Consider the following 24,036-nt stretch of genomic DNA (forward strand, 5'->3'; position numbering starts at 1 on the left):
TATAGAGCCGCGGCGGCTTGTCAGAGAAAGGAGCGACGGCGTATGGAAGTTTTCCGCCACCATATCTACGAATTCAAAAAAGGACTGAGAAATCTGATCCTCCATACAGCGCCTCTCAGCGACGTGCCGGAGATCGAACGCTCACTTCAGGCGCAAGGCATCGCCTATCGGATGACCTATCTGAAAAACGGACACGTCAACGTTTTTTTCGGCAGCCCGGACTGCATTCGCGTCCTCGAGATCATCGGCAAAAACAGTCTCTGCGACTTCACAAAAGAAGAAGATTTCATTCTCGGCATCATGCTCGGCTACGGGCGTCTCGAAGAGTGCCGGCGCTTCGTCTCTCTCAGCGCGCCGCAGGATGTAAAAAGCTGCGCTGCCGATTGACGCCGCGCGAGAACGATAACTCTAGAGTCATACAATAACTCTAGAGTCATGCACAAAATTATTTGCCCCCCAAGGCAAAATAAAAACATGCAGAGACTCCTCTGCTACTCGCGACATAAAAAATGATGCTGGAAGCTTCTCTTTCCAGCATCATTTTTATGTCTTTTCGAATGTCTGCTTCATAGCAGTTTTTCAGTAAAAGCTCAATGACCCTTCATACTAAAAAACGACTTAACTGTGAGCACTCAGCGCATCGAAGGAAGTCCAGCCGTGCGCCACTATCTCGCGAACTACGCTGTTTTGCGCAGCTCGCTTTGCGAATCTTCCTCCTGCAGCGTCTTTGAGTTTGACTTTCTAACAAAAACAGCATAAAAGCTAATCCGCGGATCCCAGCTGGATAATGACAGAGCGGATTTTCCAGAAGACTTGACATCAAGGATATACCGTCTTAAGATAACAGCGTTATATAACGCTGTTATCAACAGAGCAAAATGAAACAGGAATCAGCAACGCAGACGAAAATCATCGCGGCGCCAAGAACGGACTTTTAGGATAAAAAAACATGCCCGATAACCTCTCTTTCATCCGAATATTGAGGGAAATAAGGTACATTCGATGTCGGATCTGCACAAATCCAGAACCTTACCAAGAAAACATCCATAGATGTCGGAAGCTGGTCCACATCGTGAATAAGACGCCTGAGAGAACAAACTGAAAAATTATTTAACAATGGGGGAAAGAATATATGGCGTTCAACGAGAAAGTCCACGCTTACATAGCGGCAAAATACTACGTATATCTCACGCAGACCTTTGGAGAAAAAGGCCGGAAGGCTTTCGTCCACGCTACGCAGTATTACGCCGGGCAGCGCGGCCGGCGCATGGCGCAGCGTGCGATACGGGACGGTCAAGAACTCGATTTTGCGACCTACGCCCGCTACGGCGAGTGGGCGAGCAGCCAGGAAATGATCGACGAGGGCGGCGACGTCAAAGCCGAACTGAAACAGCTCGGCCCGGACGCGGCCATATTCATTTCGCGGTGTCCGTGGAACCGGCAGTTTAAGGAGATGGGACTCGACAAGACCGCCGGCGCCGAATATTGCAGGCATCTGGACGTTGCGATCGTAAACGGATTCAATCCTTATCTCGAATACAGGGTGCCGGAGACTTTGCAGACGAGCGATCATTGCGAGCATTATCTGAAAGGCGCCGATTACGCAGGGAAGCGGCTGGCGAAATCTCCCGAAAACCTGAGAGATTTCGAATTTCACTGCGCGCATTCTTATTGGGCGTACAATGAAGTGACTGCCGCGATCTTCAAAAGCGAGGGCGAGACGATAAACGCAAGAATTCTCGAAGACTTCGCGCAAGACTACGGAAAGGAAATGGCGGACGCCTTGCGCGCGTGGGAAAATACGAACTTCAACGTCTGCGACTGAGCGAAAAAAACACGCGCAATGCCGTAAAAAATGGGCTGCCGCGGCCGCAAAAACAAAATCGAATAACGGACGCGAAGGCTGTCTCGGGAATTGCTTGAGGCGGCCTTCGCGTCATTGTTGCAAACGGACTCTTTTTCTTCCGAATGAAATCAGCGCAAATTCTATGTTTTTTTCGCCGCGGGATCGACGTCCGCTTCCGCTTAGTGGAGAACACGTGGTTGAGCCGTATCCGGAACGACTTCCACCGACTGGATCACGGCCATGCCGCGCCAGACTTTTACGATCGCCCGCAGGCGGGACTGCCGCGCCGCTTCTTCGAGCGCGCGCCCGGCGTTCTCTTTGACGTAAAAACGTTTCAGCCAGTTCCCGTAGTCCATTTCCGCCGCCATCGAGCCGTCGGCGCGCTCGGCCAGATATTTCACCGTCCCCTTCAGGCACGGGCCTTCGGGAACTTCCGCGAAAACTCCGCTGGGAGCCCACAGCCCCTCTTCGTCCGGCGCCAGCGCCACGAACCATGTGCCGAGATCCGGCACGGCGGAATCCGGCCGTTTCCCGCCGTGAGCCGGAAACAGCGCCAGCGGCACCGATTCGGCTTCAAAGCTGAGCGCCACGTAATCGCCGCGGAAAAGGTCGCGCGGGTCCACGGGGCGGACCGCCAGCGTGACCTCCGCGCCGAAACGCGACACGCAGGCGGGGCGGAGCGGCAGCGCCAGCAGGATCATCACGGGCAGCAACGACGCCGCCAGGTATTTAAAGCGTTTCATGAACGTCGCCCTCCTTGTCGCGTTTTGTCTTTTTGCGGCGCGCCGAGCGTTCCCACCAGAATCCGGCGAGCAGGCACAGCAGGCCGAGCCCCGAGAACGCCGCCGCCTTGGGCATGAAGCCGAAGAAGTGATCCACGAAGTAACGCAGGACGAGCAGGGCGAGAAACGCGCCGCCCAAGCGCGAGCCCCGGTAAAGACGCCAGCCCATGACGGCGGCCGTCAGCGCGGCCGCGCCGTTCGCCGCCAGGCGCAGCGCGTTCAGTCCCTGCGCCGCCGTTCCGTCCACAACGCGCAGGTACGGAAAGTCGTACCAGACTTCCGGGACCGACAGCGCGACTCCGGCGATCCCCGTTATCAGAATCCCCCAGCGCGACAGCGAAGCCCGCCATCCTGCCGCGGCGTCCGCGCGCGGCCACGCCGTCAATGCGAGCCCCGCGGCGAAGGATGCCAGCAGCGCTTCCGTCAGGCTGAAATACCATAGCAGCCGCGTGAACAGGAAAAGGATCGTCAGCTGCACGTTGAAATTAAACGCGCGCAGGTTCCCGCGCGTCTGACGCCACAGCCACCAAAGCACCAGCAGCAGTGCCCCCGGTAAGACGTCGCCGCGAAACGGCGCGAGATCGGGCATTCTTCCCCAGAAAAACATTCCCTGCCCGCCGACGTAAATCAACGAAACAGCCTGCAGCAGATACATCTGCCAGGCGTCTCGGAAGATTCGCACCGCCGGAATCAGCCCCAGCGCCCACCAGCCGAACGCCGTGGACCAGTGCCCGTCTTGGTGATACATCTGCGCGACCAGGAAGATGCCGCCGCCGAAGATCAGCCCGGCCAGCAGCCGCAGCGCCCGCGCGCCGGACGGAGAATCTTTCTCGCAGAAACAGGCCGCGCCCATCGACAGCGCGTACGCCGCGAGGACCAGCGCCGTCCGCAGCAGGCGCGGGATCGTCCACCAGTTGGCCGCCACCGCGCTGATGGCCCCCAGCCCGACCAGCGCCGCGCCCGCGCAAAGCAACGTTTGCGCGAAACTGCGCGAGCGCGCCGAGTAGAGCGACGCGATCCGCGCCGCCGAATCCGCGCCGATCAAGCCCTCTTCCTGCCAGACCTGCAGTTCTTCCCGCAAAAAGTCCAGCTTCCGTTTTGAAATAGAGCGAGTCATCTTTTCCGGCTCCCTTCGCGTTCATGGATCGTCTCGCGGACATTGACCGCCGTATACAGCTTAAAGCATTTTCTCCCGGCGCGCAAGATGGCGCGAACGTCACGACAGCGCGACGTTTCCCAATGCTTCAGTCGGCCGCCGCGCCGGCGCCCGGCGAACAGGGAAAGCGGGGCGCGTGCCGCGGCAGTCCCTTTTCCGTCGCATTAAAAATTTTGCGTTCGCGATCTTTGCACCAAAAGAGAAATAAGTTTCTATGAAGAGGCGGGATCCACGATAATTGTATTTTGATCGTACCACGGTATAATAAAAGAACTCATCATGGGGAAAACAACGCATTTAAGGAGGATTGTTCATGCGGATTGTGGCCTTGATGGAGAACACCTCGGGGAAAGAATGCTGCCGCGCGGAGCACGGTTTGAGCCTGTACATCGAGACTGACCGCCACAAAGTGCTGTTCGATGCGGGCGCCAGCGGTTTGTTTGCGAAAAACGCGCGTGCGCTGGGCGTCGACCTCGCGGCCGTGGATACGGCCGTACTGTCTCACGGGCATAGCGACCATTCGGGCGGCGTGACGACGTTTTTCCGTCTGAACGATCACGCCAAACTTTACGCGCGCGCGACTTACGACCGGGCGCGTTACAACTGCGACGGCAAATACATCGGCGTGGAACCGCGGCTGATCGGCCATCCCCGGATCGTTGCCGTCAACGAGGACCGCCTGCGCCTCGACAACGAGCTGACCATCGCCAGCTACGCGGGCAAGCCTTGCGAGTGGCCCGTCGATACTTGCGGCATGATGATGGAGGCCGGCGGCGTGCTGGTGCCGGAACAGTTCGCCCACGAACAGTACCTGCTGGTCAGCGAAGGGGCGAAGAAGGTCCTGATCAGCGGCTGCAGTCACCGCGGTATTCTCAACATCATGGGATGGGCCTCGAAAGAAGGGGCTCAGGCGGTCGTCGGCGGATTTCACTTCAAGGACGTGCCGGAAGATCAGTTCCGCCGCATGGATGCGGCCGCGGCCGAACTGAAACACTGGCCCGTGACGTACTACACCTGCCATTGCACAGGGGTGCCCCAATATGATTACCTGCGGCAGAGGATGGGCGAGCAGCTGCGCTATCTGGCGACTGGCGATGAACTGGTGCTTTGAGCCTCGCGCAGCGGAAACGCGCGGCGGATAAAAATGCGGCGAAGACGGAGCGAAAACGGTTCGGAACGGATCGGACGGTTTCGCTCCGTCTTTTTTTATCTTTGGCGAAACGGACGGCCGGGCCGCCTTCGTGGCTCCCCCCAAAAACGGCGCCGCCGTTTGGCGCGCTTTGTCGGCCGGTTTGGAAAGTATCCTGAAGCGAAGAGCAAATCCGTCTTTTTTTCTATGTTGTCTCCTGCAAAAAGAGGCAATGAACGGGTATAATATTTGAAAGTCCTGGAGAAAGTTCCGAAAAGAACGAACAAGCGCTGACCGTATCAAGGAACGTTCCAGTGCAGGGGGGATTGATTTTCCGTGCGCAGAAAAAGTGCGTTTGCTTTTGCAGCCGTGTTGGCCGTGGTAGCGGGATTATGGCTGTATCGGAAGTTTGCCGCGCCGCCGCTGATCCGCGTCTACACGACGATCCCGGAGAAGGATGCAGCGGTCCTGTTTCAACGTTTTACCGATTATACCGGTTTGCGGGTCGACTTTTCGCGACTCTCATCGGGCGAGATGCTGCGGCGCGTCATCGCCGAAAAGGTCTGTCCGCAGGCTGACCTGATCATTGGCGGTCCGGCCGACATTTACGATGCCGCCAAACGCGAAGGCGCGCTGGCCCGGTACGTTCCCGAAGCGGCCAAAGCGATGCCGGTCGGGTATCGCGATCCGGACAATCGTTGGTTCGGCATCGGCGTGACGCCGCTGTGTTTTCTCGTCAACAGGAATTTTATCGAGAAGAACGGCCTGAGAATGCCCGATTCCTGGCAGGATCTGCTTGACCCTGCGTATTGCGGGGCGCTGCAGATGGCCGATCCCCGCGCGTCGGCGACGGCCGCGGAACAGCTTTATTCGCTGGTGCGCGTCTACGGCGAGAGAGAAGCTTTCGAGTACCAGAAAAAGCTGGCGGCAAACGTGCGGACATACGCCAGAAACGGCGTCGGCGGGGCCATGCCCGTCGCCATGGGGCAGGCCGCGGCGGGCGTGTTCTATTACGTGGACGCGATGAGCCTGAAGCTGGAAGGTTATCCCGTGGAAGTCGTTTTCCCCAAGGAGGGCGTGACATATGCGGTGGACGGCTGCGCGCTGCTCGACGGCGCGGCTTGCCCCGAAGAGGCGAAGTCTCTGTTGCAGTGGTTGGCGTCACTGGATTTCGCGCGCAGCCGCATGGAGCAAAAACCGTGTTACCTTCCCGCCTGTCCCGAACTGCGGGAGCTCAACAAGCTGCTCGATCTGGATTCGATCAAACTGCTCCAGTGCAGTGTGCCGTGGAAAAGCCAGAACCGCCTGCGCCTGATCGACCGCTGGACCAGCGAAGTGGCGCGGAGCGACCAGCTGGAAGACTCGCAAAACAAGGTGCGAAGCGCCTCGGTTCTGCATAAATAACCGTTGAAAAAACAAATCGCGACAGTCCGTCGGATCTTTCCCGGCGGATTGCCGCGATTTGTTTATGAAAATCTTTCAGGACGTGAGCGGCCGATACGCGTCGGCGGCGAACATGTCGTCTAGGAAACGTTTCCCGGTTGCCGTTTTGAAGAGACGTTCCTTGATCTTTTCGGCAAGGTCGTGACAGTCGGAACCTTCTTCGAAAACGTTGACAAGAAAGTCGGCTTCGACGAGGATCTGGTAGTCGATGCCGTCGATGTCGCTGTAGGTGTGATGATGAGCGATCAGATATTTGACGCGCTCGACCTGCGCGTCGCTGTAGCCGCCGAGCTCGCGCAAGATTGCCTCGGCGACGCCGGGCCCCTCCTGCTCCTGATACTTGCCGTGCCCGTTGCCGTGTTTGGCTTCGGCCTGATGGATGCCAATGTCGTGGAGAATGGCCGCCGTCTCGAGAATGAACTGCGTCTCTTCGTCCAGCCCTTCCAGCGCGCCGATTGCCGCGGCCAGATCGTGGACCTTGACGAAATGCTGAATGCGCCGGGCGTCGCCGCGGTCATAGCGAATTGCCGCAGCAAGCAGGCGCGCGTGCTTCGGATTCATTTCGACACCCCCCTGTGGTGTGATGCTCCAATTATACTTAAAATGAGGAAAACAGCGACTCCTGTTCCACAAACGAATTTCGCTCTCAGCCGTCTTGCGCCAGGCGGCGTTTCAACGTTTCGATCTCGACGGCGGTCAGGCCGATGCCGCGCAGATAACGCTCGGCGGCCCGACGAAGCGGCTCCTGCGGGGCCCAGGCAACGGTGCGGCAAAAGGATTCGATGCCGTCGTCCACGTGCATGACGTAGCGGGGCTCGCCGCGTTTCAAGTGGTAATAGTTGACGAAGCTTTGGCCGTAGTCGTTTTTCAATTCGTCCAAAGAAGCGTCCAGCAGCGCCGCCAGCAGAAAGCTGACAAATCCGGCGCGATCCTTGCCCTCGGCGCAGTGAATCAGATACGGGGCGGGACGTTTTGTCATGAAACGCAGTTCTTCGGCCAGTCCGGCACGAAAGGCCGCGTGCTCCGGCGCGGCGGGCAAAGCACGAGCGATCACGCCGCCGCCGCGCCAGAGCATGCGATAGTACGACGACCGGCAGGCGGGGCTTTCCATGTTCTTCTTCAGGCGTTCGGGCGAGTTGGCCAGGTTCAGCACGGTGCGGATGCCGGCTTCTCGCGCCAACCGGTCGGCATAGGGCGCGCGCGGGCGCTCTGTGCTCGAGGGAATGCTGGAGCGATACAGAGAACGGCGTTTCAGGCGGCCGCCGCGAACTTCGCGAAAGTTGGCGAAAACGGCGTCGCTGTCGTAATCGCCGCGCACATCGGTGGCCCGCAGGCGCTCATGCGGTTCGGCATAGTCTTCTTTTTCGGATACAGTCGGCATGACCCGCAACGATTCGAGCGGACTATCGCGCAGTTTTCGTGCGTCGTCTTTCAGCGCCGTCAAACCGCGGTCTGCCGCGAAAGAGCCCTCGTTGACGGCCAGCGCCAGCGCGGCGGCACAGAGCGATAACAGTTTTTTCAGCATCGTTTCCTTATCCTTTCCGAAAAGGCGGTTCAGGCTGATTGTATCACAGCGGCGCGGCGACGGTTTGCCGCCGCCTCGTTCCACGTGGAACGCCGGCGAGGGAACGCGAAGTGCTACAATGAAAAACAGTGAAAGTTCCAATTAAAAAAAGGAGGTCCTGAAAGATGTCTTACGAAGAAATCAAGGTCTTATCGGCGCAGGCGGTCGGCGAACTGCTGGCCGTCGCGCGCACGGAACCCGGCGAAATTTTCGTGGTCGGCTGTTCCTCCAGCGAGATCGGCGGCTTCCGCATCGGCAAAGGCTCGAACGCGGAAATCGCCGAGGCCGTCTACGAGGGCGTGATGCCGGCACTGCGCGAACGCGGGCTTTTTTTGGCGGCGCAGTGCTGCGAGCACCTCAACCGCGCCCTGATCGTGGAAAAAGCGGCGCTGCTTCCCGGCGCGGAAATTTGCAACGTCGTGCCGCAGCTGCACGCCGGCGGCGCGTTCGCGATGACCGTTTACGAAAACTGCGAATGCCCCGTCGCCGTCGAGCACATTCGCGCCGCCGCGGGCATGGACATCGGCGACACGCTGATCGGCATGCACCTGCGCGACGTGGCCGTGCCCGTGCGCGTTTCCGTGAAGAAGATCGGCGCGGCCAACCTGGTCTGCGCGCGCACGCGACCCAAGTTCGTCGGCGGCGCGCGGGCCGTCTACGACGACGCGCTCTCCGGCGGCGATATCAAGCGGTAAACCCACGCAAAACCGCTCTGGAAGGCTGGGAAAGCAGGGGATGTGCCGCACTCTGTCAACCGGATCTGTTGCCCAAAGGATTCATTTTTGTCTCTAGACTTTCGCGGTTTTCGCAAAACGCGCAAATCTGCGCGCGAAAGGAGTGAAAGAATGCTTTGTTCCCGAAAGGCCCGCGACGGATCAGACCGGAGGGAAGCCCTTGCGGATCATGTTCGGCTGGTTGCGGACTTATGCGAGCGGAGCTGTCGAAAATTCGGCGTACCGTCTTTGGGGCGTCTGGTCGGGCTCGTTCATGACGCGGGAAAAAGTTCCGAACAATGGCAGCGCTACCTGCTGAGCGATGAACAGAGTGAAATGATTCCTCACGCGCCGACGGGTGCAAAACTGCTCTGCCGGATAGCGCAGGAATTTCCGGACGAGTCATACGAACGGTATGTGGCCGAGATTGCCGAACTGGTTGTTTGGGGCCACCATAGCGGGCTTCCCGACATGGTCGAGCCCGACGGGGCGGCTTCCTATGAAGAGCGTCTTCAAGAGCCTCCCGACGCGGCTCAAGCGGAAGCGATCGCGCGATTTCAGCAAGGGGTTGTTCCGCAAGACGATATCCGTAAGCTGCTCAAGTCGGCTGCCGAAGAACTGCGAACGATAATGAAAGTTTTTACGGAACGCTGCAATGCCGACGTTTATCCCGAAGACGTCAGACAAGAAAACCGTTCCTCTGGAGAAAAGCGAAAAATATTGCACCGCCGCGCGGAAAAACGAGAATTTTTCAGGGGCCTGCTGACGCGAATGGCGTTCTCCTGCCTTTGCGACGGCGACAGGTACGCTTCGGCCTGCTGGGAAAATCGTCTTGAGGCGGCGACGTACACAACGGATCCGAAGCTTTGGGCGGAGCTGGCGGCAAAACTTGAAAAACGCCTTGACGGTTTTCCCGACGCTCCGATCAACACGGCGCGCCGCCAGATCTCCGATGAATGTCTGGAATCGGCGAAAAAAATGCGGGAACCGTCCGGCATTTACCGCCTCAACGTCGTTACCGGCGGCGGCAAGACGCTCGCCGTGATGAGAAGCGCTCTGTATCTGGCACGAAAGTTTGGAAAAGATCACGTATTTTATGTGGCGCCGTTCACGACGATTATCGATCAGACAGCGCAAAATCTGCGCGAGACGTTCGGCCGCGGCGACATCCTTCTTGAGCATCACTCGAATCTTGTCGGCCCCGGCACGGATGAAAACGAGAAACGGCTGCACGAAAAAGAGGACCAGCTGGACAAGTTTGCGGAGCGCTGGGATATCCCGATCATTCTTACCTCTCAGGTCCAGTTCCTCGAGGCACTTTTTTCCGGCCGCGGACAGTGCGTGCGCCGCATGCACCAGCTGTGCAATTCGGTGCTGATTTTCGACGAAGTGCAAAGCGTTCCCGTCAAGTGTATCAGCATGTTCAACCTGGCGATAGATTTCCTTGCCGGCTTCTGCGGCTGCACGGTAATCCTCTGTTCGGCGACTCAGCCTGCCTTGGAAGAGATCGCCCGTCCGCTGCGCTTTTCGGAACCTGCCGATCTGGTTCGGGACGTCAGAAAACGTTTCCCCGTCTTTGATCGCGTTCAGATCGTCGATAAGACACAGGAAGAGCCTTACACGGCGGAAACTCTCTCTGAATTCGTTCTTCAACTTTCCCGCGAGATCAGGAGCGTCCTGATCGTTCTCAATACGAAGAAAGCGGTGAAAGAAGCCTACGCGCAGTTGAAGGCGAAAGGCCGCGCCGGCGTTGCTTTCTTTCATTTGAGCACCAACATGTGCGGCGCTCACCGTCTGGCGAAAATCGCCGAGATGAATTCGCTCCTGGCTCAGCATAAGGCGGTGATCTGCGTCAGCACCAATCTGATCGAGGCCGGCGTCGATATTTCTTTCGACGCGGTGATCCGTTCCAAGACAGGGCTGGACAGTTTGACGCAGGCGTCCGGCCGCTGCAACCGGAACAAGTTCGTGGAACGCGGCTATGTCTACCTTATCCGTTACGAAGAAACAGGTCTCGCCATGCTGCCCGATCTGCGCAGGGCGCAGGATGCGATGACCCGCGTTCTTTCCGATATGCCGTTTTTCCCCGTGCAGGATTATTTTTCCGAAGAAACGCTTCGCGCGTATTATCGTTACTATTACCATGGGCAGCGCGGATCGATGGACTATCCTGCGCCTCATGACGCCGGACGGACGCTTTTCGATTACCTCGCGGCGAACAGAACGGCGCGGGTAGAATATGAAAGCAGGCACGAAAGGGCGCACCATGGAATCCTGCACCAGGCGTTTCGCACGGCTGGCAGGGAGTTTCGCGTCATCGACGAGAACACGACGGGAATCCTTGTCCCGTACGGCAAAGGGATCGAATTGCAGCGGCAGCTGCTTTCCGCTTCGGATTATCTTGATAAAAAGACGCTCTTTCGCGAGTTGCAGCGGTATTCGGTCAGTGTCTATCCAGACGGCCTGAGGAAATTGGAAAAAGACCACAAACTGCTTTTTTTCGAGGACTTGGGAATTTATTGTTTGCTGGACGAAGAGTCTTATGATGACGAATATGGTATAGTTTTTGAGGGCGGCGTCGATCCGGCCAAGTACATTTGCTGAATCGGCAAAAAAGAACAAGGAGGCGAACGCATGCAAAAAGCCAACAGGGTTGCTTATCAAGTCTGGGGAGAGTATGCGTTGTTCAGCGATCCCCTGACGCGGGTCGGAGGCGAGAAAAGCACCTACCCGATCCCGACGTATCAGGCGCTTGTCGGCATTACGGAGAGCATCTATTGGAAACCGACGTTCATCTGGTACATCGACCGAGTGCGCGTGATGAATCCCATCAGAATGCAGACGAAAGGAGTAAAGCCGATATTGTACGCGCATGGACCGAATGCGGCTGCGAACACGCTTTCGTACTACACGTATCTGTACAAAGTCCGTTATCAGGTCGAAGCCCATTTCGAATGGAATCCGAACATGCCCGACCTTGCTCCGGATCGCAACGAAGACAAACATTTTCAGATCGCGCAGCGAATGATCAAACGAGGCGGACGGCGGGATATCTTTCTCGGCACGCGCGAATGCCAGGGATATGTCGAACCGTGTACGTTTGGAGAAGGGAGGGGGGCTTACGATCAGACGCCTGAACTGGGTTTTGGCATGATGTATCATGGGCTCAATTATCCTTCTGATACTGGCAGGGAAAAGCTGGAACTGAGACTTTGGCGTCCTGTAATGGCGTATGGAATTATTAACTTTATGTTGCCATATCAATGCACCGAGGTCAGAGAACTGTGTGATTGGGAGAAAGAATCCTTTATGTTGAGGCGCAACTGCCAACCTGTGGAAGAGCTGTGCAGGGAGGCGATACAAGCATGAGCTGGTTGCAAAAACTGTATGATACCTACGACAACTGTGCGGAGGTACTGAAATCGAATCGAGAGATTGTTGATGCTCCAATGCTTGCACCCGTAGGGCAGATGGTTCAATCCGTTCAGGTTGAACTAACGCTTGATACTGGAGGAAAGATTATCGATGCGCGGGTAATAGAAGAGCGCGAAGAACAGAACACGTTCATCCCATGTACGGAAGATTCTCAGAATCGAACGAGCGGCGCGTGCGCGCATGTACTCTTCGACAAGCTTAAGTATATGGCCGGCGACTACTATGATTATCTCTGGCTCAAAAGCAACGAGGAACCATCAGATAAACTTCGTAAGAAGAATGAAGAAAGCCGCCAGGAATTCCATGAAGCCCGTACACTTTATATGCAGCGCCTGAATGAACTAGCGGCACGATGTGATGGAATTGTCAAAAAGCATCTTGACGTAATCGTGACTTATTTAAAAAGGAATACTCTGGTATCGGACCTCATTGCACGGAATATCCTCAGAGGTAGTATTCCGGAGCATATTGTGGCTGTGCAGGTTCCTCGTAAAGAAATCGTAAAATATCCTCTTTACAATAGAAAAATCGTCCCTGATGTATCTGAGGCTTTTGTCCGAATCCGCGTTCATTACCCGGGAGAAGTGAGAGACAAAATTTGGGAGGTGCCGGCTTTCTGGCAGTCCTATAAAGAATACTATCTGGAAAAATTGGAGGCTGAACGCGGTACGGACTTATGTTATGTACAGGGGTGGGAAATTGTTCCCGGGCTGAAACATCTTTGTCGTATCCCATTTACGAACTCAAAGTCGAAACTGATCTCCTCAAATGATTCTGAGAACTTTACCTATCGAGGCCGCTTCGCTACGTCCAAACAGGCTATGTGTGTGGGGTATGAGACTTCGCAAAAAGCTTTTAACGCTCTGCGATGGTTGGTACAGAAACAGAGTTGGCATGAGAAAGGGCAGATTTATGTTATCTGGGGAACGAAAAACCAGAGAATCCCGGCCTTTGACGATGACAGCGCAGACCTTTTGACAGAGGATCCAACGGATAATTCGACTTTTGACGGCGATATTAATACCCGTGAGGGATTTGCGAAGCGTCTGATTCTTGTCATGCAGGGATACAAAAAAGAGCTGGATGGGGCTTCGCAAGTTGTCGTGCTGGGGCTGAATTCAGCTACAGACGGTCGGTTAGCCGTGACCTATTATCAAGAAGTGTCCGGCTCGGATTTTCTGAACCGAATCGAAAACTGGCACAATACCTGCCAATGGCTTCATACGTACAAGCGCGACAAGAAGGGCGAAAAGAAAATGCATGCCTTTTTCGGAGCCCCTGCGCCTCTGGATATCATCAAGGCGGCATACCAAATTTCTCCGGCTGATCCCAGACCTAAGCCCCAACACCCCATACCCGACCATCTGCTTCATGCCACAATGGATCGTTTGATCCCCTGCATTTTGGAGAGCCGCCCGTTGCCGGGGGATCTTGTCAAAACGCTGTTCAGACGCGCTTCAAATCCGGCGGCTGTAAAGGAAGACTTGGATCGCGAAATGATCATGACGATCACCTGCGCGCTTGTAAGAAAATACTATAACGATCGAGGACAAAAGGAGGAGATAACGGTGGCGCTTCAACCCGATTACCCGGATCGCAGTTATCAGTTCGGCCGCTTGCTGGCGTATGCTGAAAATATCGAAGGTTATGTGAACAAGCTCGACGGAGAGAACAGGCAGACCAATGCAGAGCGTTTGATGCATCAGTTCTCCAAGCGCCCCATGAAAACATGGCAGATTTTGGAATCACAGCTCCAGCCGTACACTGGAAAGTTACAGAGCTCAAGATTCGGACTAAAAGCCAGACTTATGGCGGAAATAAACGAAATTGTTTCTGGCTTGTCCGAATGGACAGATGATTTGGACAAACCGCTGACGGAACTTTTTATCCTCGGGTACCGCTGCCAGTTGGAAAAATTGCAGAAGGACATGAAAGCCGCCGCAGAAGCGAAAGCGCAAAAGGAACGCGAGAAAAGAGCTGCTGAGCAGCAAGATTCTGAAGAATAATAATAACGGAGGAGATAACGATGTCAGTTCTGCAGAACAAAATCGATTTTGCCGTAATACTGTCTGTGAATAACGCCAATCCCAATGGCGATCCGCTGAATGGCAATCGTCCCCGCGAGAATTACGACGGCTATGGCGAGATTTCCGACGTTTGCCTGAAACGCAAAATCCGCAACCGCTGGCAGGACCTTGAACAAAAAATTTTCGTTCAGGCGGCTGAACGCGCGGACGACGGTTATAACAGTCTGAAAGAACGCGCGGAGAAAGAGTTGAGCGAAGACGACAGGAAAGACCGCGAGCGCTATGCGCGCGAAGCCTGCAAGAAGTGGCTCGATGTAAGAAGCTTTGGGCAGGTGTTTGCCTTCGACAACAAAAATGACGACGAAGAAAAAGGTAAGGGCGTTTCCGTCGGCGTGCGCGGCCCCGTAACCGTTCAATCGGCCATGACCGTTTTGCCGGTTAATATCGACAGCATGCAGATCACGAAAAGCGTCAACGGAAAGCCGACCAAGGACGGTTCCAAATCACCGGATACCATGGGTATGAAGCACCGCGTCGCACACAGCGTCTATGTTTTCTACGGCAGCATCAACTGTCAGCTGGCCGAGAAGACGGGTTTTTCCGAGGAAGATGCGGAACTGCTTCATAAAGCGCTGATCACGCTCTTTGAAAACGACGCGTCGTCAGCTCGTCCGGACGGCAGCATGGAAGTGAAGCGCGTCTATTGGTGGAAGCACAACTGCAAGACAGGGCAATATAGTTCCGCGCAGGTGCACAGAAGCCTGTCGGTCACGGCTCCTGAGGATGCGACGAGCTGGAGGGAGTACAAAGTCGAGGTGACGCCACTTGATGGTTTGAACCCAGAGGAATACAGCGCGGTGGAGTGACATGCCTCTCTCCGACGAGTACATTTTGATCTCCGGACTTCAGCATTTATTGTTCTGTCCGCGCCAGTGGGCGCTGATCCACATCGAGCGGCAGTGGCAGGAAAACATCTTCACGGCGCAGGGCCGCCTGCTTCACGAAAAAGCCCATTCCGACGAGAGCGAGAACCGCCCCGGCCTGCACGTCGCCCGCGGCCTGCCCCTGCGCTGCGAGCGCCTGAAGATCTCCGGCGTGGCCGACGTCGTCGAGTTCCATCAGGACGACGCCGGCGTGCTTCTGCCGGGACAGAAAGGAACATGGCGTCCCTACCCCGTGGAGTACAAACACGGCCGCCCCAAGACGAAAGACTGCGATCGCATCCAACTCTGCGCCCAGGCCGCCTGTCTCGAAGAAATGCTCGACTGCCGTATCGAAACAGGCGCCCTCTTTTACGGGACTCCGCGCCGCCGCGAAGAAGTCGCCTTCACCCCCCAGCTCCGCGCCGAAATGGAAAACGCCTGCGCCCAGGCCCATCAGCTCCTCGACGCTGGCGTCATCCCGCCGGCTGTTTTTTTGCCCCACTGCAAGAGCTGCTCCATCGGCGACATCTGCCAGCCGAAAATGAGCCGCACTGTGAAAAACTACCTGAAAAAACATCTTGAGGAGGCGGCCGTATGAGACATCTGCTGAACACCCTCTACCTCAACATCGACGGCGCCTACGTCGCCCGCGACGGAGAAACCGTCGACATCCGCAGCGAAGGGCGAAGCCTGCGCAAATTCCCTATCCATCTGTTCGAAAACATCGTCTGCTTCGGTCGCATCAGTCTCAGTCCCGGAGCCATGCACCTGTGCGCCGACCACGGCGTCGCCGTCTCTTTCATGACCGTCTACGGCCGCTTCATCGCCAAATTGACCGCTCCCGTACACGGCAACGTCCTGCTGCGTCGCTCGCAATATCGAAAAGCTGACGACCCCGTTCAATCGGCCGAAATCGCGCGAGCCATCATCGCCGCCAAAATCGCCAACAGCCGCACCGTTCTCCAGCGCGCCGCCCGCGACGGCAAGGAATCGGAACCCTACGAACAGCCGATCAGAAACCTCGCCGTCCAGCTCCAGAAAATCCGCACCCATGAAAAACCGGATCTCGACACTCTCCGCGGAATCGAAGGCGACAGCGCCGGAGAATACTTCAGCTGCTTCGATCACATGATCCTCAGCGAAAAAGAACAATTCTACTTCCGCGACCGAAACCGCCGGCCTCCGACCGACCGAATCAACGCCCTCCTCTCCTTCGGCTACTCACTGCTCGCCGCGGAAATAACCAGCGCCCTCGAAAGCGTCGGCCTCGACCCTTGCGTCGGCTTCCTTCACCGCGACCGCCCGGGGCGCCCCAGCCTGGCCCTCGACCTCATGGAAGAACTGCGCGCCTACCTCGTCGACCGCTTCGTCCTCAGCCTTGTCAACCTCAGAAAGATCGCTGCCGCCGACTTTACCGTCCAGGAAAACGGAGCTGTACTCCTCAACGAAGCGCCTCGCAAAGAAATCTTTCTGCAAAACTGGCAAAACCGCAAACAAGAAGAAATCACCCACCCCTACCTGCAGGAAAAAATTCCCCTCGGCCTGCTTCCCTATGTCCAGGCGATGCTCCTTGCCCGTTTTTTGCGCGGCGATCTGGACGGCTATCCGCCGTTCTTCCTCAAGTGAGGCCTTGCCATGCTCGTAGTCATCGCGTATGACGTCAGCACCGACAGCGCTGGCGGGGCGAAACGCCTGCGCCGCGTCGCCAGGTTGTGCGAGAATCACGGCGCCCGCGTCCAGTTCTCCGTGTTCGAATGCAAACTCGATTGGGCCCAGTGGATCACCCTGAAAGCCCAGCTGATCGCCCAAATCGATCCGGAAGTGGACAGCCTGCGCTTTTACCTTCTGGGCAACAACTGGGAAAAACGAGTGGAACACATAGGCGCGAAAAAAAGTTACAACCCGGAATCGGCGCTGATCCTGTGAGCGCGAAGCCCAAGCGCGCAAAAATCAGCGCTCCGGCAAACGCACGTCGAACCATCCAGCTGCGAAGAAAATTCGTCATACGTTCCCTAGGCCGCCGCGGTTAATGGGAACACGGAAAAATCCTCGTAAGATACACTGTAAAAGCCACAAGGAAATGAAGCTTGCGACGGACTCCGCGGGAGCATTTCGAGAAAGCGGAGAAATACCCGTCTCAAACGTACCACTGTCGCGCCCTCACGGGCGCGCGAATTGAAAGCATGTGTCTGGCCTGCCACAACCGCAAGACGGCGGTCGCGCCCTCACGGGCGCGCGAATTGAAAGTTCCGCAGCGCCACGCCCTACGAGATCATGCACATGTCGCGCCCTCACGGGCGCGCGAATTGAAAGTTTTGAGATGCTTACAGTATAACACAAAATGTAGTCGCGCCCTCACGGGCGCGCGAATTGAAAGTTTTTTTGACCCCGCGATCAGCGGCTTGATCGTAGTCGCGCCCTCACGGGCGCGCGAATTGAAAGGGTTTTACGTCGACGCGGCGCGTGCAGCAGCTCGTGTCGCGCCCTCACGGGCGCGCGAATTGAAAGAAGGACAACGAAGGCAACTACCTGTGGCAGCCCGTCGCGCCCTCACGGGCGCGCGAATTGAAAGTGCACGCCAACAGGGCGCTCACGATCGATCTCGGTCGCGCCCTCACGGGCGCGCGAATTGAAAGCGAATCGACGGCCGCATGTCTGACCCGCAACCACGTCGCGCCCTCACGGGCGCGCGAATTGAAAGCGGGCAGATCGTCGCCACCGGCGTCACGCAGACGGGTCGCGCCCTCACGGGCGCGCGAATTTAACTGGGCTGATTTACTAGCTGTGATGAATTTCTGCTGTTCAAGCGTCTTTTGTGGATCTTTTGCGTTTCACCCGATCGGGCGATGTGGAATGGTGGCGAGTAGGGTATCATATGATTATGAAAGATCGTTGGCGGCGGCGAGATTGGCCTGATTGGCCTGATTGGCAACCGCAAGCTGGCGGGCGGTGATCTGTGCAAGAAGTGCGCCCAGAAACTTTCGCCAGTGCGCACGCTGTTGCGAAATGCACGCGCTGATCCAGTCTCTGCTGGGCACATCGCGAGCGGATCATAAAAATAAAAACTAAACGGCCGGCCCCGCCGGCACCAAAGGAGAGATGAGAATGGCAATTTACTGCACATCCTGCGGGAAGAAGTTCGAAAGCGACGAGCAGCACTTCTGCCCCTACTGCGGCGCGACCCGCCCCGTCGAACAGCCCAAAACCGTCGTGAAGACGCCGCTGCAGGTCGATCCCAAGCGCGTGCGCGTTGACGAAACCGCCGCGGTCGTGGCGCCAAAAAAGGACAAAGCGCCGCGCAAGAGCCGCTTCTGGTTCTGGCTGGCTGTCGTCGTCATTGCCGTGGCCGCGGTCGGTTGCTTCTTCCCCGCAAGCCGCGTCCCCTTCCAGCGCCTCTTCGCCGGCGAGCCTTTCAGCGTCGTTTTCGACGACACCGTCAAACAAATCGCGGCGCTCTTCGGCCGGTAAGCATCGGCCGCCGCGAAATCCACCCCAAAATAAACGGCGCGGTTCCGCGCGAAACCATGCGAATGCAAAAAGTCCGATGCCTTAAGGCGCCGGACTTTTTGCTATGTTCCGCGTGGCGAAGTATTATTGGAGTCCAGTTGTGATTGCGGCGTCTAAAAAACACTCTGTATATTGCCTTCGGGCGAGGACTTCACGCGAAGGGAGGTGATGCGATGAAGTTGTGGAAACTGCTGGCGGCGCTGGCGGTCCCGCTTTTGGCGGGGCGACCGGGCGACGTGCAGGAGCGTAACGCGAAGGCGATAACGGAAGCGAGCCGCATCCTGCCGGCACTGGCGGAACTGGACTCCCGGCAGATGGAATCGCTGCGCTGCCGCTGCTGCGGCGCGGCAGGCATGGACGCCGTTTTTTTGAAGAAGCTGGCGGAGCTTCAGGTGCGCTGGAAAAAGCGCCTGACCTTTACCAGCGGGCGACGCTGCGTCCGGCACAATGCCCATGTCGGCGGCGTACCGCGCAGCCGGCATCTGACCGGCCAGGCGGTCGACGTGGCGGTCGGCTCCCACGAACAGGAGCGCTTCTGCGCGCTGGCGCGGCGTCTGGGATTTCGCTCCGTGTTGCCGGATCCGCGGCGGAATTACGTGCATCTGTCGCTGGAGGCGCCGTGGGAAATTTCTGCGAAAAGAGAAAGATGATTCGTCGTATCTGCCGGGACGTAGAAATATTTTTTAGCCCGAGCCCGGCTCCCCGAAAAACGGCGCCGACGCGGCTTTTGACGATGTGTCCGACGTTCTGTGCCAATTCTTTTTATCAAGAAACAATACGGACAGCGAATAAACGTGAAAACAAGAGCGACGCCCCGCGGGACGCCCCATGAAAATAGATGCGAAAAGCAGACGCCCGAGGCGAACGGTTCGAAATCGTTCGCCTCAGGCTTTTTTGTGATGCGAAAGTCAGCTTTGCCGGACGGGCGGAGCTGATTTTTTTGTTTTGTGCGGCCTACTTGCCCGCGGCCGTGCACCAGTTGATGAACCAGACGATGTTGGGCAGGCCGACGAGGTCGATCAGCACTGCGCCGCAGAGCGGCACGATCAGGAACGCCTTGTGCGACATCACGCCGTAGCGTTCGCAGACGGCCCCCATGTTGGCGACGGCGTTGGGCGTGGCCCCCAAACCGTGGCCGAGGAATCCGGCGCACATGACGGCGGCGTCGTAATCCCTGCCCAGCAGCGGGAACAGCACGAAAGCGCCGAGCGCGGCGATCAGCAGCGTCTGGAACAGCAGGATGCCCATCAGCGGCAGGGCCAGATCGTACAGATCCCAGATGCGCAGGCTCATCATCGCCATGGTCAGGAACACGCCGAGAGCCACGTCGCTGATCAGGTCGACGCATTTGGCGTTGATCTTGACCAGATGGAGATGATCGTTGAGATTGCGGAAGATCACGGCTACGAACATGGCGGTGACGTAGCCGGGCAGGCTGAAGTTCGTGCCTTTGGTGAAACGGGCGATGAAGCCGGAAAGCAGCGAGCCGAGCGCCATGATGACGAGCACGAGGCACAGCGATTTCATGAAGACATCGGCGGTGATCTCGCCGCTGCCGCCGCCTTCGCGCATCACTTCGGCGGCACTCTTCTGATAGATGGCGTCGTCGCTGGCCTGGATATCGACATGGTTCTTGTCGATCAGCCATTTGCAGATCGGCCCGCCCAGCAGACCGCCGGCGATCAGGCCATAGGTGGCGGAAGCGATGGCAACGGCCGCCGCGCCGGCGACGCCGAGATTTTCGGTGAGCGGTCCGAAGGAAGCGGCCGCGCCGTGCCCGCCTTCGAGCGAGACGGCCCCGGCCATGACGCCGAGGGCGGGATGGATGCCGAACAGCTTGGCCAGCGCCGCGCCCGCGCCGTTCTGGACGACGGCGAGGATCCAGCAGAAGACCAGATAGACGATCAGCGCCTTGCCGCCGCGCTTGAGCAGCGCCAAACTGCCGCCGATGCCGACGGTGGTGAAGAATGCCAGCATCATCGGCGACTGCAGCGACGTGGTGAACCTGACGCTGGCGCCGCCGTTGTGGTGCAGGACAAGGGCGAGAACGGCCATGAGCAGGCCGCCGACGACCGGCGCGGGAATGCAGAAGGTCTCGAAGAAGCGCAGGCGGCGGCGCAGCCCGTAGCCGACGATGAGCAGCAACAGCGCGACGGCCGTGGTCCACAGCGCGTCAAACTGAATGGACAGAACGTTCTCGGCGAAACTCCACGACATTGACATCACTCCTGAATCAAAAGATATTTTTCGGGGCGCGGGCCGAACGGGTCGAAATCTTAAAATCGAAAAAATTTTATCATATTGTGAGATTCAATACAATGAAAAATCCGCGGCATAAAATCATTTGGACAACGACCGCGCCGCCGGCGGAAGAAATCCCGTCCGTTATGGAGAGTCGCGCAGGGGCGAAGGCTTGCATAGTTGATAATAAAATGTTTAAATGGCAACAAGGATATGGCCGCGGCGCGCCCGGCCGAAAAATTTCAGGCGGCCGCGGGAAAACGGATCTTCATGAAAAGACGCTTGCGGAGGAGTGATGACCATGGCGCAGCTCACGGGCTGGATCGACGGCGGCGCGTCGGTCTTTTACGGACGGATCGGATGGGACGAGCGCGGCCTCGTGACCGAAATGACGCCGCTGGGCGGCGCGGAAGGCCCTCCGCCGGACGCCGCCGTGATCCGGGCGGGGCTTTTCAACGCCCATTCCCATCCCGAACAGTCGATCTACGCGGATATCGTCGATAAAGAATGGGATCTGGGCACGTGGTGCCGGCACACGATCTACCGTCATTCCGCGGCGATGACGCCGCGGCGCGTGCGCCTGGCCTGCGAGCGGGCCTTCGCGCGCATGATGGCGTTCGGCACGACGAGCGTGATGGTCAGTTACTATCTGCACGGCAATCGCGGCAACGAGCTGGACCGCGAGGTGTTGGCGGCGGCGCGGTCGGTGGGCATCCGTTTGATCTTCGGCCGCATGAATTACGACATCGTCAACGAAGACGCTTATGCCGGCAAAAAAGCTTCGCAGCGCTCCTATTACGAGACGCCGGAAACAGCCGAAAAAAACTTACGCGAGCTGATGTCGCTCGAAGACGAGACGCTGATGGTCTGCCCGGCGCTTCACAGCATGCACGCCTCCACGGAAGCCGCGATCGCGCGCGGCATCGCGTTGGGCTGGGAGCTGCGCCGTCCCGTGCAGTTCCACCTCTCGGAGGATCGGGGCGACGTGGATCTTTCTCTGAAGCTTCACGGCTGCCGCCCGGTCGTGTTTTTGCAGCGGCTGCTGGACGAAGGGCGCGTTCCGTCGCTGTCGCACGTGATCCTGTCGGACTGCTGCTGGCTCGACGACGAGGAACGCCGCCTCGTCGCCCGCAACGGCATGAAGGTCGTGCTCAACGCGCGCATGAACGCGCGCGTGAAAACGGGCTTTCCCGACGTGCCGGCGCTGCTGGCCTCGGGGATCCCTCTGTGGTGCGGCACCGACGGCGAGGCCAGCAACGACGATCTGAACGTGCAGGGCGAGCGCGAGTTCCTCAAGGCGCGCTACCGCGGCGCGATCGAGCCGAAGACGATCGAGGGCTTCGGCCGCCAGCGCTTCGACTTCGGCGCCGGATATATCGGCGCGCTCGGCGTGGGCGGCTGGGCCGACCTGCGGGTCGGCGAAAACGGCGCGGTGCGCGACGTGTACGTAGGCGGTCGCAAGACCATAGAAAACGGCCGTCTGCTCGGGCTGGACGTCGAGCGCGACGTGGAACGCCCGCTGCGCGAAGAAGTCGCCGCGATGACGGCGGAACCGGCCGCGCCGGAAGCGTGATATTCGGTTGAATCAGCCGTCCCGCGTCGGCGGGAGGCATTTCGTAAAAATCGAGGAGGTTTTGCCCCACATGTCTGTACTGATCGAATGCGTACCCAATTTCAGCGAAGGGCGGCGCAAGGACGTCATCGAAGCGATCGTCGCCCCGTTCAAGAACCGCAGAGGCTGCTACCTGTTCGACTATCGCGCCGACGAAGACCACAACCGTCTGGTCGTCTCGCTCTGCGGCGAACCGAACGCCATCTGCGACGCGCTGATCGAGGCCGGCAAAGTCGCCGTCGCCAACATCGACCTGAACGTCCACAAGGGCGCTCATCCGCGCATGGGCGCCGTCGACGTGATCCCCTTCACGCCCATCAAAGGCATTTCGATGGAAGAGTGCGTCGCGCTGTCGCACAGGTTCGCGCAGCGCTTCTACGACGAGCTGAAAGTGCCCGTGTTCTATTACGAAGCGTCGTCCGTGCGTCCCGACCGCACCCGCCTCGAGCAGGTGCGCAAAGGCCAGTACGAAGGCCTGAAGGAGCTGGTCAAGACCGATCCGACTCGCGCCGCCGACGTCGGCCCCAACGAACTGCACCCCACCGCGGGCGGCACCGCCATCGGCGCGCGCAAGTTCCTCGTCGCTTTCAACGTCAACCTCAACACCACCAACGTGGAGATCGCCAAGATCATCGCCAAGCGCGTCCGCGCCAGCAACGGCGGATTTTCCTGCGTCAAGGGCATGGGCGTCGACCTGCCCGAGAAGCATCTTGTCCAGGTCTCCATGAATCTGGTCGATTACGAGAAAACGGCCATGTACCGCGTGCTCGAGTTCGTGCGCATGGAAGCGGCCCGCTGGGGCGTCACCGTCAATGGCACGGAAGTCTACGGCATGATTCCCGCTGGTGCCATGCTCGACAGCGCCGCCTACTATCTGCAGATCGACGACTTCCACAACGAACAGGTGCTCGAATTGAAGCTGCTCGACCTGATGCAGCAGGACTAAAGGAGGCTCACGCAATGATTCTTCATGAGATGACTCTTCCCGCCTTCGTCGCGGAACTGGCTTCCAACTCGCCCGCGCCCGGCGGCGGCAGCATCGCCGCGCTCGGCGGCGCGCTTGCGGCCGGGCTGGTCTCCATGGTCGGCGAACTGACCAGCGGGCGCGAAAAATACGCCGCCGTGCAGGCCGACATGGACACGCTCTGCGCCAAGGGCAAGGCGTACGCCGAAACTCTGCTGAAACTGATCGACGAAGACACCGCGGCCTTCAACGACTTCATGGCCGCGATGAAGCTGCCCAAGGATACCGACGAGCAGAAAGCCGCCCGCAGGGCGGCCATGCAGGAGGCCGCCAAGGGCACCGTGGAAGCGCCGCTGCGCACGCTGAACCTCTGCGCCGAGGTGGCCAAGCTGGCGCTCGTGGCCGTACGGGAGGGCAACGTCAACGCCGTAAGCGACGCCGGCACCGCCGGCCAATTCGCCCGCGCCGCTGGCACCTGCGCCGCCTACAACGTGCGCATCAACCTGCTTGGCATCAAGGACGAAGCCTATGCCGCCGAAAAACGCGCGGCGATGAAGGCCGCCTTGGGCGTCATCGACGCGGCCATGGCTGAACTGACCGCAGCGATCGAAAAGGCGCTGGGCTAAACGGCGCCTTGAAAAGGCGCAAGGCTTTCACAGACAAAAACGTCGCTCCCAAAAAGAAACAAAAAACG

Annotated in this window: 23 protein-coding genes and 1 CRISPR repeat array; of the genes, 18 read left to right on the forward strand and 5 right to left on the reverse strand. The window is 58.1% G+C overall.

What is annotated here, in order from left to right; translation table 11 throughout:
- Nucleotides 1-42 precede the first annotated feature (42 nt).
- On the forward strand, nucleotides 43-387 hold the full coding sequence (locus HMPREF7215_RS05355) for a DUF2023 family protein (RefSeq protein WP_009164677.1): 345 nt from the start codon (nucleotides 43-45) through the stop codon (nucleotides 385-387).
- 745 nt (nucleotides 388-1,132) lie between these two features.
- On the forward strand, nucleotides 1,133-1,825 hold the full coding sequence (locus HMPREF7215_RS05360; RefSeq protein ID WP_009164678.1) for an L-2-amino-thiazoline-4-carboxylic acid hydrolase: 693 nt from the start codon (nucleotides 1,133-1,135) through the stop codon (nucleotides 1,823-1,825).
- Between the two features lie 200 nt (nucleotides 1,826-2,025).
- Here the strand turns inward: HMPREF7215_RS05360 and HMPREF7215_RS12370 are convergent, their stop codons facing one another.
- A complete protein-coding gene (locus HMPREF7215_RS12370; protein ID WP_009164679.1) occupies nucleotides 2,026-2,589 on the reverse strand; it encodes a GDYXXLXY domain-containing protein in 564 nt (187 codons plus the stop codon).
- On the reverse strand, nucleotides 2,576-3,745 hold the full coding sequence (locus HMPREF7215_RS05370) for a DUF2157 domain-containing protein (RefSeq protein WP_009164680.1): 1,170 nt from the start codon (nucleotides 3,743-3,745) through the stop codon (nucleotides 2,576-2,578). Before HMPREF7215_RS05370 ends, HMPREF7215_RS12370 begins: the two co-directional genes overlap by 14 nt.
- A 352-nt stretch (nucleotides 3,746-4,097) precedes the next feature.
- Here HMPREF7215_RS05370 and HMPREF7215_RS05375 point away from each other — a divergent pair, with 352 nt between their 5' ends.
- Entirely contained in the window at nucleotides 4,098-4,895 is a 798-nt protein-coding gene (locus HMPREF7215_RS05375) for an MBL fold metallo-hydrolase (RefSeq protein WP_009164682.1), read from the forward strand.
- Between the two features lie 354 nt (nucleotides 4,896-5,249).
- On the forward strand, nucleotides 5,250-6,317 hold the full coding sequence (locus HMPREF7215_RS05380; RefSeq protein ID WP_009164683.1) for an ABC transporter substrate-binding protein: 1,068 nt from the start codon (nucleotides 5,250-5,252) through the stop codon (nucleotides 6,315-6,317).
- A gap of 75 nt (nucleotides 6,318-6,392) precedes the next feature.
- Here HMPREF7215_RS05380 and HMPREF7215_RS05385 read toward each other — a convergent pair whose 3' ends face one another.
- Together HMPREF7215_RS05385 and HMPREF7215_RS12375 are read right to left on the reverse strand one after the other, a co-directional pair.
- Entirely contained in the window at nucleotides 6,393-6,917 is a 525-nt protein-coding gene (locus HMPREF7215_RS05385; protein ID WP_009164684.1) for an HD domain-containing protein, read from the reverse strand.
- Nucleotides 6,918-7,002: 85 nt separating this feature from the next.
- Nucleotides 7,003-7,881 carry a tyrosine-protein phosphatase gene (locus HMPREF7215_RS12375; RefSeq protein WP_050768874.1) on the reverse strand — a complete coding sequence of 293 codons (879 nt, stop codon included), beginning with the start codon at nucleotides 7,879-7,881 and terminating at the stop codon, nucleotides 7,003-7,005.
- 164 nt (nucleotides 7,882-8,045) lie between these two features.
- Here HMPREF7215_RS12375 and HMPREF7215_RS05395 point away from each other — a divergent pair, with 164 nt between their 5' ends.
- The 10 genes from HMPREF7215_RS05395 (at nucleotide 8,046) to HMPREF7215_RS12380 (ending at nucleotide 19,175) form a co-directional block, all read left to right on the forward strand.
- The gene (locus tag HMPREF7215_RS05395) at nucleotides 8,046-8,615 is read left to right on the forward strand and encodes a TIGR01440 family protein (RefSeq protein WP_009164686.1); all 570 of its coding nucleotides are present in this window, start codon (nucleotides 8,046-8,048) and stop codon (nucleotides 8,613-8,615) included.
- A gap of 150 nt (nucleotides 8,616-8,765) precedes the next feature.
- Nucleotides 8,766-11,237 (forward strand): CRISPR-associated helicase/endonuclease Cas3, encoded by a 2,472-nt coding sequence (locus HMPREF7215_RS05400; protein ID WP_009164687.1) that lies wholly within the window; start codon nucleotides 8,766-8,768, stop codon nucleotides 11,235-11,237.
- Between the two features lie 30 nt (nucleotides 11,238-11,267).
- Nucleotides 11,268-12,002 carry a type I-C CRISPR-associated protein Cas5c gene (gene cas5c / locus HMPREF7215_RS05405; RefSeq protein WP_009164688.1) on the forward strand — a complete coding sequence of 245 codons (735 nt, stop codon included), beginning with the start codon at nucleotides 11,268-11,270 and terminating at the stop codon, nucleotides 12,000-12,002.
- Nucleotides 11,999-14,074, forward strand: a complete 2,076-nt coding sequence (cas8c, locus tag HMPREF7215_RS05410; RefSeq protein ID WP_009164689.1) for a type I-C CRISPR-associated protein Cas8c/Csd1 — start codon at nucleotides 11,999-12,001, stop codon at nucleotides 14,072-14,074. Before cas5c ends, cas8c begins: the two co-directional genes overlap by 4 nt.
- Nucleotides 14,075-14,094: 20 nt before the next feature.
- Nucleotides 14,095-14,961: a type I-C CRISPR-associated protein Cas7/Csd2 gene (gene cas7c, locus HMPREF7215_RS05415; RefSeq protein WP_009164690.1), complete on the forward strand. Its 867-nt coding sequence runs from the start codon at nucleotides 14,095-14,097 to the stop codon at nucleotides 14,959-14,961.
- Nucleotide 14,962: 1 nt separating this feature from the next.
- Entirely contained in the window at nucleotides 14,963-15,616 is a 654-nt protein-coding gene (gene cas4, locus HMPREF7215_RS05420; protein ID WP_009164691.1) for a CRISPR-associated protein Cas4, read from the forward strand.
- On the forward strand, nucleotides 15,613-16,644 hold the full coding sequence (gene cas1c / locus HMPREF7215_RS05425; protein ID WP_009164692.1) for a type I-C CRISPR-associated endonuclease Cas1c: 1,032 nt from the start codon (nucleotides 15,613-15,615) through the stop codon (nucleotides 16,642-16,644). Before cas4 ends, cas1c begins: the two co-directional genes overlap by 4 nt.
- Nucleotides 16,645-16,653: 9 nt before the next feature.
- A complete protein-coding gene (cas2, locus tag HMPREF7215_RS05430; protein ID WP_009164693.1) occupies nucleotides 16,654-16,944 on the forward strand; it encodes a CRISPR-associated endonuclease Cas2 in 291 nt (96 codons plus the stop codon).
- A gap of 225 nt (nucleotides 16,945-17,169) precedes the next feature.
- Nucleotides 17,170-17,785: direct repeats of the CRISPR family, unit length 31 nt; unit sequence GTCGCGCCCTCACGGGCGCGCGAATTGAAAG.
- Between the two features lie 338 nt (nucleotides 17,786-18,123).
- Nucleotides 18,124-18,486 carry a zinc ribbon domain-containing protein gene (locus tag HMPREF7215_RS05435; RefSeq protein WP_009164696.1) on the forward strand — a complete coding sequence of 121 codons (363 nt, stop codon included), beginning with the start codon at nucleotides 18,124-18,126 and terminating at the stop codon, nucleotides 18,484-18,486.
- A gap of 212 nt (nucleotides 18,487-18,698) precedes the next feature.
- Nucleotides 18,699-19,175, forward strand: a complete 477-nt coding sequence (locus tag HMPREF7215_RS12380; protein ID WP_009164697.1) for a D-Ala-D-Ala carboxypeptidase family metallohydrolase — start codon at nucleotides 18,699-18,701, stop codon at nucleotides 19,173-19,175.
- 304 nt (nucleotides 19,176-19,479) lie between these two features.
- Here HMPREF7215_RS12380 and gltS read toward each other — a convergent pair whose 3' ends face one another.
- Nucleotides 19,480-20,742, reverse strand: a complete 1,263-nt coding sequence (gltS, locus tag HMPREF7215_RS05450; protein WP_009164698.1) for a sodium/glutamate symporter — start codon at nucleotides 20,740-20,742, stop codon at nucleotides 19,480-19,482.
- Here gltS and HMPREF7215_RS13155 point away from each other — a divergent pair.
- From HMPREF7215_RS13155 to HMPREF7215_RS05465, 4 genes are all read left to right on the forward strand, one after another.
- Entirely contained in the window at nucleotides 20,742-21,062 is a 321-nt protein-coding gene (locus HMPREF7215_RS13155; RefSeq protein WP_009164699.1) for a hypothetical protein, read from the forward strand. The two genes, gltS and HMPREF7215_RS13155, sit on opposite strands and share 1 nt — an antisense overlap.
- Nucleotides 21,063-21,067: 5 nt before the next feature.
- On the forward strand, nucleotides 21,068-22,339 hold the full coding sequence (locus tag HMPREF7215_RS05455; protein WP_232205527.1) for an amidohydrolase family protein: 1,272 nt from the start codon (nucleotides 21,068-21,070) through the stop codon (nucleotides 22,337-22,339).
- 70 nt (nucleotides 22,340-22,409) lie between these two features.
- On the forward strand, nucleotides 22,410-23,324 hold the full coding sequence (ftcD, locus tag HMPREF7215_RS05460) for a glutamate formimidoyltransferase (RefSeq protein WP_009164701.1): 915 nt from the start codon (nucleotides 22,410-22,412) through the stop codon (nucleotides 23,322-23,324).
- A gap of 14 nt (nucleotides 23,325-23,338) precedes the next feature.
- Nucleotides 23,339-23,968: a cyclodeaminase/cyclohydrolase family protein gene (locus HMPREF7215_RS05465; RefSeq protein WP_009164702.1), complete on the forward strand. Its 630-nt coding sequence runs from the start codon at nucleotides 23,339-23,341 to the stop codon at nucleotides 23,966-23,968.
- Nucleotides 23,969-24,036 lie beyond the last annotated feature (68 nt).

The organism is Pyramidobacter piscolens W5455, assembly GCF_000177335.1.
GTDB classification, from domain to species: Bacteria; Synergistota; Synergistia; order Synergistales; family Dethiosulfovibrionaceae; genus Pyramidobacter; species Pyramidobacter piscolens.

Coding starts and splice junctions, on each gene's coding strand:
- HMPREF7215_RS05355 (WP_009164677.1), top strand. CDS start 43: ATGGAAGTTTTCCGCCACCATATCTACGAATTCAAAAAAGGACTGAGA.
- HMPREF7215_RS05360 (WP_009164678.1), top strand. CDS start 1,133: ATGGCGTTCAACGAGAAAGTCCACGCTTACATAGCGGCAAAATACTAC.
- HMPREF7215_RS12370 (WP_009164679.1), bottom strand. CDS start 2,589: ATGAAACGCTTTAAATACCTGGCGGCGTCGTTGCTGCCCGTGATGATC.
- HMPREF7215_RS05370 (WP_009164680.1), bottom strand. CDS start 3,745: ATGACTCGCTCTATTTCAAAACGGAAGCTGGACTTTTTGCGGGAAGAA.
- HMPREF7215_RS05375 (WP_009164682.1), top strand. CDS start 4,098: ATGCGGATTGTGGCCTTGATGGAGAACACCTCGGGGAAAGAATGCTGC.
- HMPREF7215_RS05385 (WP_009164684.1), bottom strand. CDS start 6,917: ATGAATCCGAAGCACGCGCGCCTGCTTGCTGCGGCAATTCGCTATGAC.
- HMPREF7215_RS12375 (WP_050768874.1), bottom strand. CDS start 7,881: ATGCTGAAAAAACTGTTATCGCTCTGTGCCGCCGCGCTGGCGCTGGCC.
- HMPREF7215_RS05395 (WP_009164686.1), top strand. CDS start 8,046: ATGTCTTACGAAGAAATCAAGGTCTTATCGGCGCAGGCGGTCGGCGAA.
- HMPREF7215_RS05400 (WP_009164687.1), top strand. CDS start 8,766: ATGCTTTGTTCCCGAAAGGCCCGCGACGGATCAGACCGGAGGGAAGCC.
- cas5c (WP_009164688.1), top strand. CDS start 11,268: ATGCAAAAAGCCAACAGGGTTGCTTATCAAGTCTGGGGAGAGTATGCG.
- cas8c (WP_009164689.1), top strand. CDS start 11,999: ATGAGCTGGTTGCAAAAACTGTATGATACCTACGACAACTGTGCGGAG.
- cas7c (WP_009164690.1), top strand. CDS start 14,095: ATGTCAGTTCTGCAGAACAAAATCGATTTTGCCGTAATACTGTCTGTG.
- cas4 (WP_009164691.1), top strand. CDS start 14,963: ATGCCTCTCTCCGACGAGTACATTTTGATCTCCGGACTTCAGCATTTA.
- cas1c (WP_009164692.1), top strand. CDS start 15,613: ATGAGACATCTGCTGAACACCCTCTACCTCAACATCGACGGCGCCTAC.
- cas2 (WP_009164693.1), top strand. CDS start 16,654: ATGCTCGTAGTCATCGCGTATGACGTCAGCACCGACAGCGCTGGCGGG.
- HMPREF7215_RS05435 (WP_009164696.1), top strand. CDS start 18,124: ATGGCAATTTACTGCACATCCTGCGGGAAGAAGTTCGAAAGCGACGAG.
- HMPREF7215_RS12380 (WP_009164697.1), top strand. CDS start 18,699: ATGAAGTTGTGGAAACTGCTGGCGGCGCTGGCGGTCCCGCTTTTGGCG.
- gltS (WP_009164698.1), bottom strand. CDS start 20,742: ATGTCGTGGAGTTTCGCCGAGAACGTTCTGTCCATTCAGTTTGACGCG.
- HMPREF7215_RS05455 (WP_232205527.1), top strand. CDS start 21,068: ATGGCGCAGCTCACGGGCTGGATCGACGGCGGCGCGTCGGTCTTTTAC.
- ftcD (WP_009164701.1), top strand. CDS start 22,410: ATGTCTGTACTGATCGAATGCGTACCCAATTTCAGCGAAGGGCGGCGC.
- HMPREF7215_RS05465 (WP_009164702.1), top strand. CDS start 23,339: ATGATTCTTCATGAGATGACTCTTCCCGCCTTCGTCGCGGAACTGGCT.